The organism is Jannaschia seosinensis (assembly GCF_001408515.1).
In the GTDB taxonomy this organism is placed as follows: Bacteria; Pseudomonadota; Alphaproteobacteria; order Rhodobacterales; family Rhodobacteraceae; genus Jannaschia; species Jannaschia seosinensis.
Window position 1 is genome coordinate 44,947 of record NZ_CYPR01000085.1, and the last position, 18,174, is coordinate 63,120.

Consider the following 18,174-nt stretch of genomic DNA (forward strand, 5'->3'; position numbering starts at 1 on the left):
CATGCGCTTTCTCGGTCGCAGCCTCACCGCCTTGTTCCTCGCCGCTCTGACGGCGGGGCTGCTGGCTTGGGCCGCGCAGATCACGTTTACCGCGATGGAGGCCCGTCAGAGCCGTGATGCCGGTGCGCCGCCGGCGCAGGAACGGGTGCTGGCGGTCAATGTGGTGCGCGCCACACCCGAGACGATCACTCCCGTCCTGACCACCTTCGGCGAGATCCGGGCCCGCCGGATCCTGGAATTGCGCGCGCCCGGCGGCGGACGCGTAGTGGAACTGGCCGAAGGGTTCGAGGAAGGCGCGGCGGTGCGGGAGGGCGAGGTGCTGATGCGCATCGATCCCGCCGCGGCCGAGGCCGATCTGGCCGTCGCGCGGGCCGATCTGGCCGGGGCCGAGGCGGAACTGCGCGACGCCGAGCGCGGTCTGGACCTCGCGCGGGCCGAACTCGCCGGGGCGCAGGCGCAGCGCGATCTGCAGCAGCAGGCGCTTGACCGGCAGGAAGACCTCGCGGCACGCGGCGTGGGTGCGGCGGCGACGGTCGAGACGGCGAAACTCTCGCTCTCCTCGGCGGAGCAGACGGTCCTGACCCGGCGGGGCGCGCTGGTCCAGGCCGAGGCGCGGATCGACACTGCCCGCCTCGGCATCGACCGCGCCCGCATCGCCTTGGCGCAGGCGGAACGGGATCTTGAGGACCGCATTCTCGTCGCCGCGTTCGACGGGCAATTGACCGACGTCGCCGTTCTCGCCGGGGGGCTCGTCTCGGCCAACGAACGGGTGGCGCGGCTGATCGATCCCGACGCGCTCGAGGTGGCGTTTCGGCTGTCGGCGGCACAGCATGCGCGACTGCTCGATGGAGCGGGGGACCTGATCGGGGCGGATTTGCGCGTCGTGCTCGATGTCGAGGGGCTGACACTCGCGGCAACCGGTCGGGTCATCCGTGAGGCCGCCGCCGTGGGGGAAGGGCAGACCGGCCGGCTGGTCTATGCACGCTTGGGCGACGCGCCCGGCTTTCGACCCGGCGATTTCGTTCGCGTCGAGGTGGAGGAGCCGCCGCTCGACGATGCGATCCGTTTGCCGGCCACCGCGCTCTCGGCCACCTCCACGGTGCTCCTGCTCGGGGCGGATGAGCGGCTGGAGGAAGCCGAGGTCACGCTGCTGCGCCGTCAGGGTGACGAGGTGCTTGTCGGCGGCGACATCGCCGATCGGGTCGTTGTCGCGGAACGGGGTCCGGCCCTCGGCACCGGGATCCGCGTGCGGCCGCTTTCGCCCGGCACGGCGGATGAGGCGAAGACCGGAGCGGACCGCATCACCCTCGATCCCGAACGGCGCGCACGGCTCGTCGCGTTCCTGCAGTCCAACACCCGCATTCCCCCCGAACGGCGCAGCCGCCTGCTTGCGCAGCTCGAGGAGGAGACGGTTCCCGCCGCCATGGTCGCGCGCCTCGAAGCGCGGCTCGGCGGCTGATGGGAATCCTCGGCTACTTCACCCGCCACCGGACGGCCGCGAACCTGCTTCTGGTGCTGATGCTCGCGGCGGGTCTTCTGTCGCTGCCGAACATGCGGGCGCAGTTCTTTCCCGACATCATCGTCGAGGACATCGATGTCTCCGTCGTCTGGCGTGGCGCGGGCGCGGAGGACGTGGACCGCGCCGTCGTTCAGGTGCTCGGGCCCGCGCTGATGGCCGTAGAGGGGGTGATCGACAGTTCCGCCGTCTCCCGCGAGGGATCGGCGCGCATCCGTCTGGAATTCGAGCCCGGCCGCAATGCGGCGGATGCGGCCAACGATGTGCAGGCAGCGGTCGATGGCGTCACCGGCCTGCCCGAAGGGATCGAGGAGCCGGAGGTCCGGCAGAACCGCTGGCGCGACCGTGTGACCGACGTGATCGTGACAGGCCCGATCGGGGTGGATCAGTTGGCCCGCATCGCCGATGCCTTCGTCGTCCGCCTCTTCGCCGCCGGGGTCACGCGCACAGACATCCGCGGCGTCGCCGCCCCCGAGATCGTCGTCGAGGTGCCCACGGCCGAACTCATCCGCCACGACCTGACCATGCGCGAGATCGCCACCGCCCTCGCCGCGCAGGCGCAGGCCAGTCCGGCGGGCGATGTGGCCGGGGCAGATGCGCGCGTCCGCACCGGCGAGGTCCGCCGCGGCGCCGCCGCGATCGAGGCCATCGTCCTGCGCCGCGAGGCGGGAGGCGCCGCCCTGACCGTGGGGGATGTGGCAACCGTCATCTCCGAAGGCGTCGACCGGGAGCGGGCCTATTTCGTCGGCGACGACCCGGCGATCAGCGTGCGCGTCGACCGGTCCGCCGAAGGCGACGCGATCGCCCTGCAGCGCCAGGTCGAGACCGTGGCCGACGAGATCCTGCGCGACGCGCCCGAGGGCACGAAGATCGAACTGATCCGTACCCGGACCGACGCGATCACGGGCCGGATCGACCTTTTGGTGGACAACGCGCTTCTGGGTCTCGCGCTGGTCGTTGGGCTTCTGTTCCTGTTTCTAAACGCACGCACGGCCTTCTGGGTGGCAGCGGGCATTCCGGTGGCGATGCTGTCGGCGATCTCGCTGATGTGGCTGGCGGGGATCACGATCAACATGATCTCTCTCTTCGCGCTCATCATCACGCTGGGCATCGTGGTCGATGACGCCATCGTCGTGGGCGAACATGCAGATTTCCGTGCCCGCAATCTCGGTGAACCTCCGGCGACGGCGGCGGAAAACGCGGCACGGCGCATGTTCACCCCAGTCTTCTCGGCCACCCTGACGACAGTGATCGCGTTCTTCGCACTCGTGGCCATCGGCGGGCGGTTCGGAGAGTTGATCCTCGACATTCCGCTGACCGTGATCGCCGTTCTGATCGCGTCCCTGGTGGAGTGCTTTTTGATCCTGCCCCATCACATGGCGGGGGCGCTGCGGCATACGGCGCGGGGGCATTGGTACGACATGCCCTCGCGGCTGACGAACCGAGCCTTGGGTTGGGTGCGCGAGCGTGTGTTCCGCCCGCTCATCCGCTTGGTTCTGATCGCGCGCTATCCCGTTGCGGCCGGGGCGGTCGTCCTGTTCGCGTCGCAGATCGCGCTGTTCCTGACGGGCGACGTCCAGTGGCGCTTCTTCAACTCGCCCGAGCAGGGATCGGTCACCGGCAATTTCGCGATGGTCAACGGCGCAACGCGGGAGGACACGCTGGCGCAGATGCGCGAACTGCAACGCGCCGCGACCGAACTGGGTGAGGAATACGCGGGCGAATACGGCGCGAATCCGGTGGCTTACATGCTGGCCGAGATTGGCGGCAACACGGGCCGCCCCCTGCCCTCCGCCGATGACAAGGAGCCCGAGCAGCTTGGCGCCATATCCCTTGAACTCATCGAAGCCGACCTGCGGCCATATTCGTCGTTCCAGTTCGTCGAAGCGCTTCAGGAGCGTGCCCGCCAACTGCCCCTGACCGAAGAGATCAGCTTTCGCGGCTGGCGCTCCGGTCCGGGCGGGGATTCCCTGTCGGTGGAGTTCTCCGGCGCCGACGCGGCGACGTTGAAGAGCGCGGCAGAGGCGCTCAAGAACGCGGCGGCGCGGTTTCCAGAGGTTTCGGGTCTCGAGGACAGCCTGCCCTACGACCGTGACGAGTTGATCCTCGACCTGACCCCGCAGGGCGAGGCATTGGGCTTCGACATCGACGCGCTGGGCCGGGTGCTGCGCGACAGGCTGGGCGGGATCGAGGCGGCCACCTTTCCGGCGGGGCCACGCACCGGGGCAATCCGTGTCGAGTTGCCCAAGGGCGAGGTGCGCGCCGATTTCCTCGACACGCTGCGGCTCTCCTCGCCCTCGGGCGGTGACGTGGCGCTGTCGGATATCGTGACGGTCCGGACGCAATCGGGTTTCGCCACCATCCAGCGCGAAAACGGCGTGCCCGTGGTCACCGTGTCCGGCGACATCAACCAAGATGACGCGGCGCGGGCCAACGACATCCGCCAGACCCTGTCGGAGGAGATCCTGCCCGAAATCGCGGCCGCGCATCAGGTCTCCTACCGCCTCGGCGGTCTGGCCGAGCAGGAGCGGGAGTTCCTGACCGACGCGACGCTGGGCCTCGTGTCGTGCCTTCTGGGCATCTACCTCGTGCTCGCCTGGATTTTCTCGTCGTGGACCCGGCCGGCGGTGATCATGGCGGTGATCCCCTTCGGCTTGATCGGCGCGATCTGGGGGCATTGGTTCTGGGACGTGCCGCTGAGCATGTTCTCCGTCGTCGGCCTGATTGGCATGACGGGCATCATCATCAACGACTCCATCGTCCTGGTGACGAGCGTGGACGAATACGCGCAGACCCGCGCGCTGCGGCCCGCGATCGTGGACGCGGTCTGCGACCGGTTGCGACCGATCCTTCTGACGACGCTGACGACGGTGCTGGGTCTCACGCCGCTGCTTTACGAGACGTCGAGCGATGCGCAATTCCTGCGTCCCACGGTCATCACGCTGAGCTACGGGCTGGGCTTCGGCATGTTTCTGGTGCTGATCCTGGTGCCGGCGATCCTGGCCATGGGCGCGGATGCCACGCGCTTGGCCGCCGCGTTCCGCCGCATGCTGCGCCTGCCTGTGCGGCGGCGCGGGCGCGGGCGCGGCGTGGGGCTGCTGGGCCTTGCGCTGGGCGCGGCGATCCTTGGCTGGGGCGGGCTGACGCTGGGCTGGACGCTTGCCACGGGCGCGCCATGGGGGCCGTTCGACACGCTGGTCCCAGGCATGGCTGGCGCCGTGGCGCTCTTCGTGGGCGGAACGGCTGTCCTGCTTCTCGTCGCGTGGATCGTCGCCGGGATCAGCTTGGCCCGCAGGCGGCGCCTCCGGTCAGACGGTCCTGAGGCGGTCTGAGCCCGGCATCGGGCGACCTCGGCACCCGTTCGCGCAGACGATCCGCCGCTCAGAACGCCTCGGGTCGGGCGGCCCGCGCCATGTGGTCGAGGACTGCGTTGACGAAGCCGGCCTCCTTGCCTTCGGGAAAGAAGGCGCGGGCGACCTCCACGAATTCGGTGATGACGACCTTCGGCGGCGTGTCTCGGTCGACCAACTCCGCCCCGGCCGCCCGGAACAGCGCGCGCAGCGTCGGATCGATCCGGTCGATCGGCCACTTCGCGACCAGCGCCCGGTCCGTCATCTTGTCGATCCGGGCCTGATGTTCGACCGCGCCTTCGAGGATCGCGCGGAACGTATCGACATCGCCCTCGGCGAACTCGCCCTCTTCGGTGACCATGCCGAAGCGATAGGTCTCGAACTCGACACGGACCTTGTCGACGGTCAGCCCGATCGCCTCCATCTGAAAGAGCGCCTGCACGGCGTAAAGGCGCGCTGCGGAGCGCATCCGGCGCTTGAGCGCGCGGCGGTCATCGGGTGTCATCTCGGCCATGGCGGCGGACCTATGGGGGCGGCCGGGCGGGGTCAAGCGGCAGCGATGAGGGGAGCGTCAGGATCGGAGCGTCAGACGGCGCCCGACCTCGCCTTTTCCTACCCGTCACGCGGCGCGGAGCCTGGCTTGAACCCGATGCCCTGCGGAGCTTTCTTCATCGCACGCTGCAGCGCGATCAGATGCAGTGCCGCCGCCGCAGCCCCGCCCGCAGTGTCGAGCCTGTCGGCATCGGCCCGCTCTTCGGCCTGCTCCATGTTCTCGACGGTGATGATACCGTTGCCGATGCAGGCCCCGCCCAACCCCAGCGTCGCCAGCGCCCGCGCGCTTTCGCCCACGACGACGTCGTAATGCGATGTCCGCCCCCGGATCACGCAGCCGAGGGCGACGTAGCCGTCGAACTCCGCCTGTCTGTGGGCGATGCCGATGGCCGTCGGGATCTCGAGCGACCCGGGCAGTTCGACGGTTTCATGCGTGGCGCCTGCCTCTTCCAAGACGCGCCGCGCGGAGGCGAGCTGCTGCGTGGCGATGGCGCCGTAATAGGGCGCGATCACGATCAGGACGCTCGGGCGGTCGCCCTCGAAGGACGGCAGCGCCAGCACGTTGTCGGAATGTCCGGCCATCTCAGTTCTCTCCCTCGCCGTCCCGCGGAATTGCGTGCGTTCCCATGATCGTAAGCCCGTAGGCCTCGAGGCCGACGACGCGCGGCGTACCGGAATTTGTCAGCAGTTCCATCTCGTGCACACCGAGTGCGGCGAGGATCTGCGCACCCAGCCCGTATTGTCGCAGCTTGTTCGGGCTCACACCCTCGGCATCGAGCTTCATCTCGGTGTCGCGCAGCACGACCACCGCTCCGCGGCCCGCGTCGGCGATCACCTGCATGGCGCCGACAAGATCGCTGTCGCCGATCCCCAGAACGTCCTCGAGCGGGTTCATCGCGTGCATCCGCACCAGAAGCGGCTCGGGCGACGCGATGTCGCCCTTGGTCAGCACGATGTGTTCGGCACCCTGCGTCTCGTCGGTGAAGATGCGCATCAACCAGTCGCCTCCGACCCGTGACGCCACCTTCTGCGAGGACGTCTGGTTCACGAGGTTGTCGTGCCGGCGCCGGTAGGAGATCAGGTCGCTGATCGTGCCGATCTTGAGCGCGTGGCGCTGTGCGAAGGCGATGAGATCGGGCAGGCGGGCCATCGTCCCGTCCTCGTTCATGACCTCGCAGATCACGCCCGACGGGTTCAGGCCGGCCAGCCGCGCGATGTCCGTCGCCGCCTCCGTGTGTCCCGCCCGAACCAGAACGCCGCCGTCGCGCGCGCGCAGCGGAAAGACATGGCCCGGCGTGGCGATGTCGGCCGCGCCTTTCGACGCGTCAATGGCGACCGACACAGTGCGCGCACGGTCATGCGCGCTGATCCCGGTGCTGACCCCCTCGCGGGCCTCGATCGACACGGTGAAGGCGGTCTCGTGGCGCGACGAGTTATGCGAGGACATCAGCGGCAGGCCGAGCGCGTCGATCCGCTCACCCGGCAGGGTCAGGCAGATCAGCCCGCGACCATGCGTCGCCATGAAATTGATCGCGTCCGGAGTCGCCATCTGCGCGGGGATGACCAGATCGCCCTCATTCTCGCGGTCCTCGTGATCGACGAGGATGAACATCTTGCCGTTTCGCGCGGCCTCGATGATCTCCTCGATGGGCGAGATGACGTCGCTCAGGCCAGCTTCCACAGGTCCGGGCGTCTCGAAGGGAATGGGATCGGTCATAGGCACCTCCTGTCGTCTGGCGTCCTAGCGGGCCGACCGGCCGGAAGCCAGTGCGGCGGCGATCACCGCGTCTGCATCTTTCGCACCATCCGCAGCACGGCACGCCGCGGCATCAGACCCATCAGCCGTGTGCCGACAGCCAACGCCGGCTCGTTCACCGCGACCAGCCGGCCGGCCATCATCGCATCGTAGCCATGGCGTGCGACCGAGGCCGCGTCCTTGCCGGATTTCGTCAGAGGGATACCCTCCATGTCGGCACGCGCGGCAAAGCCGGTTTCAACGTAGCCCGGCGCGAGAAGCGTCACGGTGACGCCGCGTTCGCGCAATTCCTCGTCGAGGGCCTGACTGAAGCTGTTCACGAAGGCCTTGCTGGCGAAATACGTGGCCTGAAGCGGGCCGGGCATCATGCCGGCGGTGCTGCCCACGTTCAGGATACGCCCGGAGCCACGCTCCGCCATCCGCTGCCCCAAGGCATGGCAAAGCGTCACCAGTGCGCCGATATTGAGGTCGATCATCGCGAGATCGTCGGCCAGCGGCCGCTCGAGGAATGTACCGCGCCCGCCGAAGCCTGCATTGTTGACGAGGATGCCCACCTCGCGCCCCTCGCAGGCGGCCAGCACGGTGGACTGGCCGCCGGACGTGCCCAGATCGGCCGCGACCGGCGTGACCGAGACGTCATGCTCCGCTTCAAGCTCCACCTTCAGCGCATCGAGCTCGGCCTGCCGCCGCGCGGCCACGATCAGATCGCCGCCGCGCGCGGCGTGGATCCGCGCGATCTCGGCGCCAATGCCCGAGGATGCGCCGGTAACCAGCGCCAAGGGGGTGCGGCTCATGTCTGTGCTCCGAAACAGGTTCTCCGCGAGCGACATAGCCCGCGGCGCACGAAACGGCACCCCGACCTCGTCCGAAGGCGTTTCAGCCGGTGTTGCTGCACGCGCCTGCCGTGACCGATGCCTCGGAACATGCTTCCCTGCCCCGCGGAAACAAGGCGGCCGCGCCGGGTCCAGGTCCCGGCGCGGCCGTCGAAGTCCCTTGGATCCGGTTTGTTCAGGCCGTCTCGGCGGCCAGCGCGGCGGCGATGGAATCCTTCAGGTGCAGCCGCTCCCGCCGCAAATCCAGCGCATGTTGGTCGGAGCAAGGTTCCACATTCGTCTCGACGCGGTGAATCTCCCGGTTCACCTCGTGATACCGATCCACCATCTTCGCGAAATGGGTGGATCCGGACTTCAGCCGGGAGATCCGCTCGCCGGCATCGGGGAATTCTTCGGACAATTCGTGGGGCACATGGGACATGACGATCTCCGCTTTTTGTCCCCTGCCCGATAACCTGCGCCGGACCGGCCGGCCTTGACGCAAATCAAGCTGCGAAGATGAAAGAGCGGGCGTCTCGTTACCAGCCGCGCGAAATAGATGGCCGCAGAATACCCATCTCAGATGCCGGTCTCGACCAGCCGGGCCACGTAACGGGCGAGCGTGTCGATCTCGAGGTTCACGCGATCATCCTCGGCCGCGCCGCCCCATGTGGTGACCTCCTGCGTATGGGGGATCAGGTTCACGCCGAAGCGGGTCCCCTCCACCTCATTGACGGTGAGGGACGTCCCGTTCAACGCGACCGAGCCTTTCGGCGCGATGAAGCGGGCAAGCTCCGCCGGAACCTCGAACAGGTAACGGCGCGAGTCTCCCTCCGGCGTGATCGACACGATCCGCGCCACACCGTCGACATGTCCCGACACGATGTGCCCTCCCATTTCGTCGCCGACCCGCAGGCTGCGCTCCAGGTTCACGCGTGATCCCTCGACCCAGTCGCCCAGCGCGGTCTTCGAGAGGCTTTCGGCGGAGACATCGACATCGAACCAGCCGCCATCGGCATCCGTCCCCCGGTCCACCACCGTCAGGCAGCAGCCGTCGCAGGCGATCGACGCGCCGAGGTCGATCCCGGCGGGGTCGTAAGCGGTGCCGATGCGCACGCGCAGGTCGCCGCGCGGGTCGAGACGGCGAATGGTGCCGATATCGGTGACGATGCCAGTGAACATGGAGGCACTCCCTCAGGTCGCATTTCGGGCTAGCGAAGGCCGCCTCCCGCCGCAAGTGACCCATTGGCGTCACGGTTGCGGCATTCGCGTCCCGGGTGCTGGCACTGCGACGGCCGGAATCGTATCGGGAGCGACCATGGACACTCGCCGCTTTCTGTTCCTGCAAGGTCCGCATGGGCCCTTCTTCCACCGGCTCGCCGGCCTTCTGCGCGCGGCCGGGGCACATGTGCACCGGGTGGGTTTCAACCGCGGCGACGAGGCGTTCTGGCCCCGCCGAGACAGCTTCACGGCCTATCAGGGAACGCCGGAGGACTGGCCCGCCGCCTGCGGCGCGCTGCTGGACGACACCGCCGTCACCGATCTGGTGCTCTACGGCGACACGCGGCCGATCCACGCCGCCGCCATCGCCGCCGCGCGCACCCGCGGCATCCGCATCCATGTCTTCGAAGAAGGGTACCTGCGCCCGTGGTGGGTTTCCTACGAACGCGGCGGCGCGAATGCGAATTCGCGGCTGATGGGTTTCACCGTGCCGCAGATGCAGGCTGCGCTGGCCGGAATGAATCGCGACCTGCCCGACGCGCCGGCCCATTGGGGCGACATGCGCCACCACGTCTTCTACGGCGCGCTCTACCACTTCTTCGTGCTGCTGCGACCCGCCCGCTACACCTGCTGGCGCCCGCATCGCGACCTCACGGTCGGGCAGGAATTCCGCCTCCACCTGCGCCGATTGCTCACCATGCCTTTCACCGCGTTGGAGCGGCGGGTGCGCACGCGGCGCATCGTCCATGGTGGCTTTCCCTACCACCTGTGCCTGATGCAGCTTGAGCACGATTCGAACTTCAGGGCTCATTCGCCCTACCCATCGACGATGGCCTTTCTCGAAGACGTCATCGCGGGCTTTGCCGCCGGGGCACCGGCGCATCACCACCTCGTGCTCAAGGCCCACCCGCTCGATGCCGGACGCGGGCCGGATCAGGCGGCGATCCGCCGACTGACCCGGAAGCACGGGCTAGCGGGCCGCGTCCATGTCCTGCGCGGCGGCAAGCTGGCCCATCTGATGAACGGGGCGCGATCGGCGATCACGGTCAATTCCACCGCGGCGCAGCAGGCGCTCTGGCGCGGCCTGCCCGTCCTCGCTCTCGGCCGTTCCGTCTACGCCAAGCCCGAATTCGTGAGCGATCAGCCGATTTCCGCCTTCTTCGCCGATCCGCAACGACCCGATTCCCGGGCCTACCGCAATTACCGGCACTACCTTCTGGAGACGTCGCAGGTCGCGGGGGGCTTCTATTCGGCGCGTGGACGACGGCAATTGCTGCGCCAGGTCGTCGACATGATGCTGACCGATTCCGACCCGTACGACCGACTGGCCAGCGGGCGTTCGGCACCACGCCAGAACCTGAAACCGGTCTCGGGGTGAACCCGGCCATGGACTGACGGGCCCGGATCGGTGAAAACGCGACCCAGAGGCCACTGACGCAGACGAGAGGCAGAGATTTGAGCATCCAGGCAACCCGGACGGCGCGCTTCATCGCCGCATCCCTCGCCGTGGCGCTGGTCGCGTCCTGCGGCACGATTCCCCGGTCCGGCCCGACCAAGAACGAAATCTTCGCCGGCGCCATCGAGAACGAGGGCAACGCTTTCGTCATTCCCGTCGATGCGCGCGTGACGACGGCGACCGCCGTGGGCCCCACGCTCGGCTTCTCGGAATCCTTTCGCAACGCGGGCCTCATGGGAACCGACACGATCCGACCGGGCGACACGCTGAGCCTGATCGTCTACGAGAACGTCACCGACGGGCTTCTGACAAATGTCGGCGCGTCCGCATCCCAGATCAACCAGGTGCAGGTGGACGCGTCGGGCTTCATCTTCATTCCCTATGCCGGCCGCATCCAGGCCGCGGGCAACACCCCTGAGGCGCTGCGTCGCACGATAACCGCCCGTCTCGACGAGCAGACCCCCGATCCGCAGGTCGTGGTCCAACGCCTGGCGGGCGACGGGGCCACCGTCGCGGTCGTGGGCACCGCCGGCGCACAGGGCGTCTATCCGATCGAGCGCCCGACCCGCACGCTGACCGGGATGATCGCGCGCGCCGGCGGGGTTGCCGCCGAACCGGAGATCACGACCGTCACCGTTACCCGCAACGGCCGCAGCGAGGGGGCCTATCTGTCCGACCTCTACAAGCAGCCGGCTCTCGACATCGCCTTGCGCGATGGCGATACGGTCTTCCTGGAGGCCGATACGCGCACCTTCACCGTTCTCGGCGCAACCGGGGCGCAGAACCGTCTGTCCTTCGAAACCGAAACCATCTCAGCCATTGAGGCGCTGGCGCAGGTCGGGGGCCTGAACCCGAACTACGCCAACCCGACCGGCGTCTTTATCCTGCGCGACGAACATGAGCGTATCGCGCGACAGGTCATCGGGCGGCCTGACCTCCAGGGCCCGCAGCGCATGATCTACGTCCTCGACCTGACCGAGCCCAACGGCATGTTCGAGGCCCGCGACTTCGTGATCCGCGACGGCGACACCGTCTATGTAACCGAGGCGCCGATCGTCCGCTGGAACCGCACGATTGCCGCGCTCTTCGGCTCGCTGAACCCGATCGTATCCTCGGCGAGAACCGTCGGCGTGAACTGACGTGCCGGATGACGGGGCGCGGGTCGCCCGCTTCGTCTCCGGCGGGTTCCTGTCGAACCGCATCCGCCGCATCGCCTGGCTTGCCGGGGTGGATCTCCAGCCCGGCTGGCCACGCGACGGCGAATGGATCGCCGCCTGGGGCCATGACGGCGCGTCGGCGCGGCGGGCGGAGGCCATCTCAGGCCGGACCGGGGCCCCTATCCTGCGGATCGAGGATGCGTGGCTGCGCTCGCTCCATCCCGGGCGGACGTCCCGCCTGCGCGGGGGCGAGGCGCCGCTGGGTCTGACCATCGACCGGGACGGGGCGCATTACGATGCGCGGCAACCCTCATCGCTCGAACGCCTGCTTGCCACCCATCCGTTCGACGACGGCGACCTAATCGCGCGCACACGTCAGGCGATGGAGGAATGGGCCCGGTCGGGCGTGACGAAATACGCCGCCACCCGAACCGACCTCGTCGCGCCGGAGCCCGGCTATGTCCTCGTGGTGGATCAGACACGCGGCGATGCCTCCATCCGCCTCGGCGGCGCGTCCGAGGCCACGTTCCGCGAGATGCTGGCCGTCGCGCGGGAGGAAAATCCCGGCGCGCGCATCCTCATCAAAAGCCATCCCGAAACGGTCGCGGGTCATCGCCCCGGCCACTACACGCAGGCCGACGCTACCCATAACGCCACCTTGGAGACACGGTCGATCCCGCCCGCGACGCTCCTGTCGGGCGCGATCCGGGTCTATACGGTCAGCAGTCAGATCGGCTTCGAGGCAATTTTGCACGATCATCGCCCGGTCACCTTCGGACAGCCCTTCTATGCCGGCTGGGGCCTCGACGACGACCGCATGCCGCTGGACCGGCGGACGCGCAAATTGACGCGAACGCAGCTTTTTGCGGGAGCGCTGGTGCTTTATCCGCATTGGTACAACCCGCATCGCGACAGGCTTTGCGATCCCGTGGACGTGATCCGCATCCTGCAAGCCCGCGCACGCGCCTGGCGCGAGGACACGCCCGGCTGGTCCGCGCCGGGCATGCGCCTGTGGAAGCGCGCGCCGCTGCGCCGTTTCCTGTCGGGCCGCGTCGTGTTCCGGGACGATCCGAAGCGGCAAAGGCTTGTCTGGGGCACCGGTGCGACGACAGCGGACGTTGGAAAAGATGCGGGATCGGCGGCCCTGTTGCCTCGGCCGTCTTCCGGGTCGGCGCACGCCTCTGCCCCTGCCGGAAGTGTCCGGATCGAGGACGGGTTCCTGCGGTCGCGCGGGCTCGGCGCGGATCTGATCCCGCCCCTCTCCCTCGTGCTCGACCGGCAGGGTCTGTACCTCGATCCGACCCGGCGCAGCGATCTAGAGGACGCGATCATCCGCGCGGCGGGCCTGCCGCCCGAGGCGCTTGGGCGGGCGCGGGCGCTCCGCACCGCGATCGCCGCTGCGCGCCTGTCGAAATACAATCTGCCGGGCGCGGTTCCCGACCTTCCCGATGACCGCATCATCCTCGTGCCGGGTCAGGTCGCTGACGACGCGTCGGTTCGGCTCGGCACATCCGACGTGCGCGACAACGCCGGCCTCCTGCGCGCCGCACGCACTGCGCATCCCGAGGCTTTCCTTGTCTACAAGCCTCATCCCGACGTCGAAGCGGGACTGCGCGAGGGCGCCATCGACGCGGCCGATGCCGATCTCGTTGCGCATGAAGCAGACCCGATCGCGCTGATCGAGAAGGCGCACGAGGTCTGGACGATGACCTCGCTTCTCGGCTTCGAGGCGCTGTTGCGCGGGCGGCGCGTCGTCACGCTCGGGGCGCCCTTCTACGCGGGATGGGGCCTGAACGACGATCGTGGCGCGATCCCCGCGCGTCGCCGCGTGGTGCGACCGTCTCTGGACGCGCTCGTTCAAGCCGTAATGATCGACTATCCGCGCTACTTCGATCCCGTCATCGGCACGGCCTGCCCGCCCGAGGTGATCGTCCACCGTCTTGCCCACGGCCCGTTCGTCGCGCCGGGCCGGATCAACCGGCTTCTTGCCAAGGCGCAAGGCGTGCTGGCGAGCCAAGCGCGCATCTGGCGGTGACGCGGCATTTCGGCAAGGCAGCGATCAGCCGTCGATCCGGGCCAGCATCTCGTCCACCAGCGCCGTGATTTCGGCAGCGGCAATCTTGGCGCCGGGAAACTCGCGCACCCCCTGACCGGAGCCCATCGCCTCGGCATAGGCGACCCGGTTGGCGATGACCGTCTCCGCCGCATCCGCCTCGATCTCCGACAGGGCACCGCGAATCTCGTTGGTCAGCCGCGTTCCGCTGCGCCCCCGGTTGAGCACGGCAAAGGGTCGCTTGCCCTCGCGCGCCGCCATCTCCAGAACGCCTTCCGTCGCCCAGAGATCGACCTGACTTGCGGTCACCGGAACCACGACGAGATCGGAGACCTTGAGGGCGGGGCGCAGATCCGCATCAATCTTGGGCGGCGTGTCGATCAGCACGAAATCATGGGTCTTCTGATATTTCCCCGCCTCGTAGCTTACCCCCCAGGCGGATGCGGTCGAGAAGGTCAGATCGCCTTGCAGCCCGCTTTCCCGCTCGAAGCGGGTCATGAACCAGCGCCCGAGCGAGCCCTGCGGGTCGCTGTCGAGGATCGCCACTTCCCGCCCGCGCGCGGCCAGTTCGACCGCGATGTTCGCGCAAAGGGTCGTCTTGCCCGATCCGCCCTTCTGCTGTGCGAGCGTGATGACGGTCGCCATGTTGGACCTCCGAATTGTCCCGGCGTCACCCAAGCATGCCGCGCCGCGGCGCTCAATCCCGCATCGTTATTCCCGCCAATGCTCCCGCACCCACGAAGACGGCCGCACGAAATGCCGCAGGTACTTCATCCGGCCCTCGCGCGGTGCCGGACCGGTGAGCGCTCGCCTGACATGCTGGGACGGTGACAGGACCGGATAATCCTTTTGGTAGCGGCCGATCACGGCGTCGGCGGGATTGAGTTGCCCGGCAAAGATCGCCACGCGGGCACCCTTTGGCAGGCGCGGCTCCATCACGAAATTCGCCGGGAAGAACGGCACGCAATGATGGCGGTAATGCACCACCCAGCCGCGCGGCCAAAAGGTCACGCCACCCGGTGCGCGATTGGTGACGAAACGCTGCTCGTAGGTCCAGCGCTCGCCCACCGCTTTCGGATCGGCGCGGAACTCCTCCCATAGCGGCGCAAGCGTCCCGACCTTGAACCGGTAAAGCGACGTCTGCCCCAGCCGTTCGAACGGTTTGACAGGATTGCGCGCGAGGATGACATCGTCATCGGCACCGTAGGTGAAGAACGGGTCAAGCGAGCCCGTGATCACCACGTCGAGGTCCACGAACAGCACGACCCCCTCGATACCGGATAATTCCACCATCCACAGCCGCGACTTGTGCCAGATGCCGCGCCGAAGCTTAGGCATCTCGAACCCCAGATCGGCCATGGGACGACAATCGACCTCGGGGCGAACACCGCTCGCATCGTCGGTCAGGCAGAACAGCTTGAACGGCGGTGTGATGTTACGCGCGATCATGCCGTACAGGCGGTTCACGTATTCCGGCCCGTATTTCTTGCCCCAGCGCATACAGACGATCTGCTTCATGCCATCTCCCCAACTCCCGGCCAGCCGACTTGTGGCGGAGTGGGACCGCGTTCGGCCTGAGAATGCAAGATGAAGCAGGATGGTGCAGCCGGACGTGAACCTTGCAGCGCCATCTCTTCGAGCAGACCGCGATCGTGCTGCCGGTCCTGCCGGCTTGCCCCCCCCTTCGGCAGCGGTAAGTCCGCGAACCGAGACGGCTTGTTACATGCGCAATTGCCACAATGCCATCGCGATTCGAGGTGCCCCCGCCGTCATCGTGTTACGCAGAAATACTGCCCCCTAGGAGCCCGACACCGCCGGAGCTGTGCCGAGGCTAAGATGAATTACATGAAACTGCTGGAGCAACGCCTGATGTCGTAGGGTTTCCATCACCACGTTTCCGAGACCCAAGGCTTGCATCGCTGTCTCGAACTGAGACACCGCAATCCCTGTAGCCGGCAGTGAAGTTCTGATGTGTCCAAATAGGAAAAGGATGGCTCCCACCTTTGGACCGGTCTGCGCACACATGGATGCCCCTGCCAGAGCGCCACTATTTCACGAGTTGTCTGATTCCCGAGGCTCCTGCTTTCGCGGACGGACTAGCCCGGATAATTCACGAGAAGGCGGCGGAGGTGGCGTAACCGTCTGAAACTCTGTATTTTTTGGTTATCGACGCCAAAGATTCAGATTTCAGCAGGACGACCTCCGCCATGGCTCAATCTACGTGCTTCACGCCCCGCCTGTCACCCCTCAATGGCAAGCCGGTCCTGCTCGGGTTTGACGGCGCCGACATGAGCTCCGACGCCGGCCTGACCCTGCTGCGCGAGATCGAGCGCAGGGCGGGTCTGGCGCAGCGGCTCGCAGATTGCCTGCACGATCCGCGTGACCCGGCGAAAGTTCAGCATAGCCTGTGCGACATCATCCGGTTCCGGATCATGATGATCGCGGCGGGATATGAAGACGGCAATGACGCGACCGCCCTGCGGTACGATCCCAGCTTCAGGATCGCGCTGGAGCGTGGCCCGGAAACAGGGCCGGTCTTGTGTTCGCAGCCGACGATCTTGCGCATGGAAAACCTGCCAGACGCCCGCGCCCTTATCCGCATGGGCCGCGAGATGGTCCGGTTCTACTGCCACTCGTTTGCGCGCCCCCCAAGCCGGATCGTGCTCGACATCGACGATACCTTTGACGCGGTGCATGGCCACCAGCAGCTGCGCCTGTTCAATGGATAGAGCAACCTGCGGTCTGGAAATTCTGCTGAGAGCGGGTCATGCATCCTGGCATTCCCATTTGATGTAGGCCTTGGTCTCGGAGGCCCATTTCTCGTCGATCTCTACGAGGACGGCGCTGACCAGTCGCAGCAGAGCGTCGTCGCTGGGAAAGACCCTGACCTTTACGGTGCGCCGCTTGAGCTCGTGCTGGACGGATCGCTCCATCGGGTTTGAAGTGCGCAGCCGGCGGCGATGGTGCTCGGGCAGCGTGAAGACCGCGAGCCCCTCGGGCGCGTTTTCCTCCAGCCATGCGGCCAGCTTCGGCGCAGAGGTGCGATAGCTGGCGACGATCTCTGCCAAGGCCGTTTCTGCCTTGGCGAGCGTGCTGGCATTCCACACGGTGCGCAGCTCGGCTCCGATGCGCTTGCGGATCTCGACGTTCGGAGCGTGATGAATGGCGTTGCGCGCGAGATGGAACTGGCAGCGCTGCCATGTGGCGCCGCCAAGAACAGCCCGCCGGGCAGCACGCAGCCCTGAGTGGTCATCCGAAACGATGAACTCGACGCCGCGCAGGCCGCGGGCGACCAGGCTCTCCAAGAAGCCCCGCCAGGGGACCTCGGCCTCGGACAGGGCCACGGAAACGCCCAGAACACGCCGCCGCTCGTCCGGGCCGATGCCGATTGCCGAGAGCACGGCAGCATCGCGCACCACCCCGCCGTGGCGCATCTTCTCGTACCGGGCATCGAGGATGAGGTATTTTACCTGGCCCAGAGGGCGGTTGCGCCATGCCTCCAGTTCGTCGTCGAGCAGCTTGGCAGCCCGGCTGACCTGCGAGGACGACAGGCTCTCGATCCCGAACTCGCGCATGACAGCCTCGGCGTCACGCGTGGAGACGCCTTTGACGTACATCTCGGCCACCGCCAGCATGACGGACCGAAGCGACCGCCGCCCGCGCTCGAGGGATTGCGGATAGAACGGCTCTTCCCCATGCCCGGCAGTCTTGGGCACCTGCACGCTCACCGTGCCCGCAGGCGTGTCGATCCGCTTGGGTTTGTAGCCGTTGGCATAGCCGTGACGCTCGGGCGTGCGCTCATAATGGCTCGCGCCGAGAAACCGCTCCCGTTCGATCTGCATCGCCAGCTCGAAAGCCCGCGCGAACACCGAGGCCATCTCGCCGGGCCCGTGCTCGATCAACTGTTCCAAGACCGCCTCAAGCGCCGTATCCTTCCGCCTGTTCATTCGTTCTTCTCCATGGTTGTGTTGCAACTCCATGGAATATCAGAATGGGCAGCTCGTGCTGGGGGGCGCCCCAGCACGAGCTCACGCCCCGCGTCTCAAGCGAATTTCCAGACCTGAGGGTACAGTACCAAGGCCATGGGCGCTGGCGGCATGTCGAAGAGCCAGGTCAGCCGGCTCTGCGGTGAGATCGATGAGCGGGTGAACGCGTTCCTGTCGCGGCCGCTGGAGGGCGAGTGGCCCTACCTTTGGCTCGATGCCACGTACCTGAAGGTGCGTGACGGCGGGCGCATTGTCAGCCGCGCCGCGATAGTGGCCATTGCGGTGAACGAGGACGGCAAACGTGAGGTGCTGGGC

14 protein-coding genes and 2 pseudogenes are annotated in these 18,174 nt (G+C 67.4%); 7 read left to right on the plus strand and 9 right to left on the minus strand.

The window, feature by feature from the left end; genetic code table 11:
• Position 1 precedes the first annotated feature (1 nt).
• Complete coding sequence (locus JSE7799_RS07095; protein ID WP_055662995.1) at positions 2–1,459, plus strand: efflux RND transporter periplasmic adaptor subunit; 1,458 nt, start codon at positions 2–4, stop codon at positions 1,457–1,459.
• Positions 1,459–4,848 (plus strand): efflux RND transporter permease subunit, encoded by a 3,390-nt coding sequence (locus JSE7799_RS07100; RefSeq protein ID WP_055662996.1) that lies wholly within the window; start codon positions 1,459–1,461, stop codon positions 4,846–4,848. The genes JSE7799_RS07095 and JSE7799_RS07100 overlap by 1 nt, the downstream gene beginning before the upstream one ends.
• A gap of 49 nt (positions 4,849–4,897) precedes the next feature.
• Here the strand turns inward: JSE7799_RS07100 and nusB are convergent, their stop codons facing one another.
• From nusB to JSE7799_RS07130, 6 genes are all read right to left on the minus strand, one after another.
• Positions 4,898–5,380, minus strand: coding sequence for a transcription antitermination factor NusB (gene nusB / locus JSE7799_RS07105; protein ID WP_055662997.1), 483 nt, complete (start codon positions 5,378–5,380; stop codon positions 4,898–4,900).
• A gap of 98 nt (positions 5,381–5,478) precedes the next feature.
• A complete protein-coding gene (locus JSE7799_RS07110; RefSeq protein WP_055662998.1) occupies positions 5,479–6,000 on the minus strand; it encodes a 6,7-dimethyl-8-ribityllumazine synthase in 522 nt (173 codons plus the stop codon).
• Position 6,001: 1 nt separating this feature from the next.
• Positions 6,002–7,135, minus strand: coding sequence for a 3,4-dihydroxy-2-butanone-4-phosphate synthase (ribB, locus tag JSE7799_RS07115; RefSeq protein ID WP_055662999.1), 1,134 nt, complete (start codon positions 7,133–7,135; stop codon positions 6,002–6,004).
• 62 nt (positions 7,136–7,197) lie between these two features.
• Entirely contained in the window at positions 7,198–7,968 is a 771-nt protein-coding gene (locus JSE7799_RS07120; RefSeq protein ID WP_055663012.1) for an SDR family NAD(P)-dependent oxidoreductase, read from the minus strand.
• 214 nt (positions 7,969–8,182) lie between these two features.
• Complete coding sequence (locus JSE7799_RS07125; RefSeq protein WP_055663000.1) at positions 8,183–8,428, minus strand: HP1242/YdcH family protein; 246 nt, start codon at positions 8,426–8,428, stop codon at positions 8,183–8,185.
• A gap of 137 nt (positions 8,429–8,565) precedes the next feature.
• On the minus strand, positions 8,566–9,168 hold the full coding sequence (locus JSE7799_RS07130; RefSeq protein ID WP_055663001.1) for a riboflavin synthase: 603 nt from the start codon (positions 9,166–9,168) through the stop codon (positions 8,566–8,568).
• 136 nt (positions 9,169–9,304) lie between these two features.
• Here JSE7799_RS07130 and JSE7799_RS07135 point away from each other — a divergent pair, with 136 nt between their 5' ends.
• The 3 genes from JSE7799_RS07135 to JSE7799_RS07145 all read left to right on the plus strand — a co-directional run bounded on the left by JSE7799_RS07135 (position 9,305) and on the right by JSE7799_RS07145 (position 13,855).
• Positions 9,305–10,585, plus strand: coding sequence for a capsule polysaccharide biogenesis protein (locus JSE7799_RS07135; protein WP_055663002.1), 1,281 nt, complete (start codon positions 9,305–9,307; stop codon positions 10,583–10,585).
• A 77-nt stretch (positions 10,586–10,662) separates the two neighbouring features.
• Positions 10,663–11,802: a polysaccharide biosynthesis/export family protein gene (locus JSE7799_RS07140; protein ID WP_055663003.1), complete on the plus strand. Its 1,140-nt coding sequence runs from the start codon at positions 10,663–10,665 to the stop codon at positions 11,800–11,802.
• A gap of 1 nt (position 11,803) precedes the next feature.
• A complete protein-coding gene (locus JSE7799_RS07145) occupies positions 11,804–13,855 on the plus strand; it encodes a capsule polysaccharide biogenesis protein (protein WP_055663004.1) in 2,052 nt (683 codons plus the stop codon).
• A 24-nt stretch (positions 13,856–13,879) separates the two neighbouring features.
• On the opposite strand, the gene parA is transcribed toward JSE7799_RS07145, so the two are convergent.
• Together parA and JSE7799_RS07155 are read right to left on the minus strand one after the other, a co-directional pair.
• Complete coding sequence (parA, locus tag JSE7799_RS07150) at positions 13,880–14,518, minus strand: ParA family partition ATPase (protein ID WP_055663005.1); 639 nt, start codon at positions 14,516–14,518, stop codon at positions 13,880–13,882.
• A 66-nt stretch (positions 14,519–14,584) separates the two neighbouring features.
• Complete coding sequence (locus JSE7799_RS07155; RefSeq protein WP_055663006.1) at positions 14,585–15,391, minus strand: hypothetical protein; 807 nt, start codon at positions 15,389–15,391, stop codon at positions 14,585–14,587.
• A gap of 689 nt (positions 15,392–16,080) precedes the next feature.
• Here JSE7799_RS07155 and JSE7799_RS07160 point away from each other — a divergent pair.
• Positions 16,081–16,596 (plus strand): annotated as a pseudogene (locus JSE7799_RS07160) (transposase); the annotation flags it as partial.
• 42 nt (positions 16,597–16,638) lie between these two features.
• Here JSE7799_RS07160 and JSE7799_RS07165 read toward each other — a convergent pair.
• Positions 16,639–17,820 (minus strand): IS256 family transposase, encoded by a 1,182-nt coding sequence (locus tag JSE7799_RS07165; protein ID WP_055663008.1) that lies wholly within the window; start codon positions 17,818–17,820, stop codon positions 16,639–16,641.
• A 129-nt stretch (positions 17,821–17,949) separates the two neighbouring features.
• Between JSE7799_RS07165 and JSE7799_RS07170 the strand changes: the two are divergent.
• Positions 17,950–18,174 (plus strand): annotated as a pseudogene (locus JSE7799_RS07170) (transposase); the annotation flags it as partial.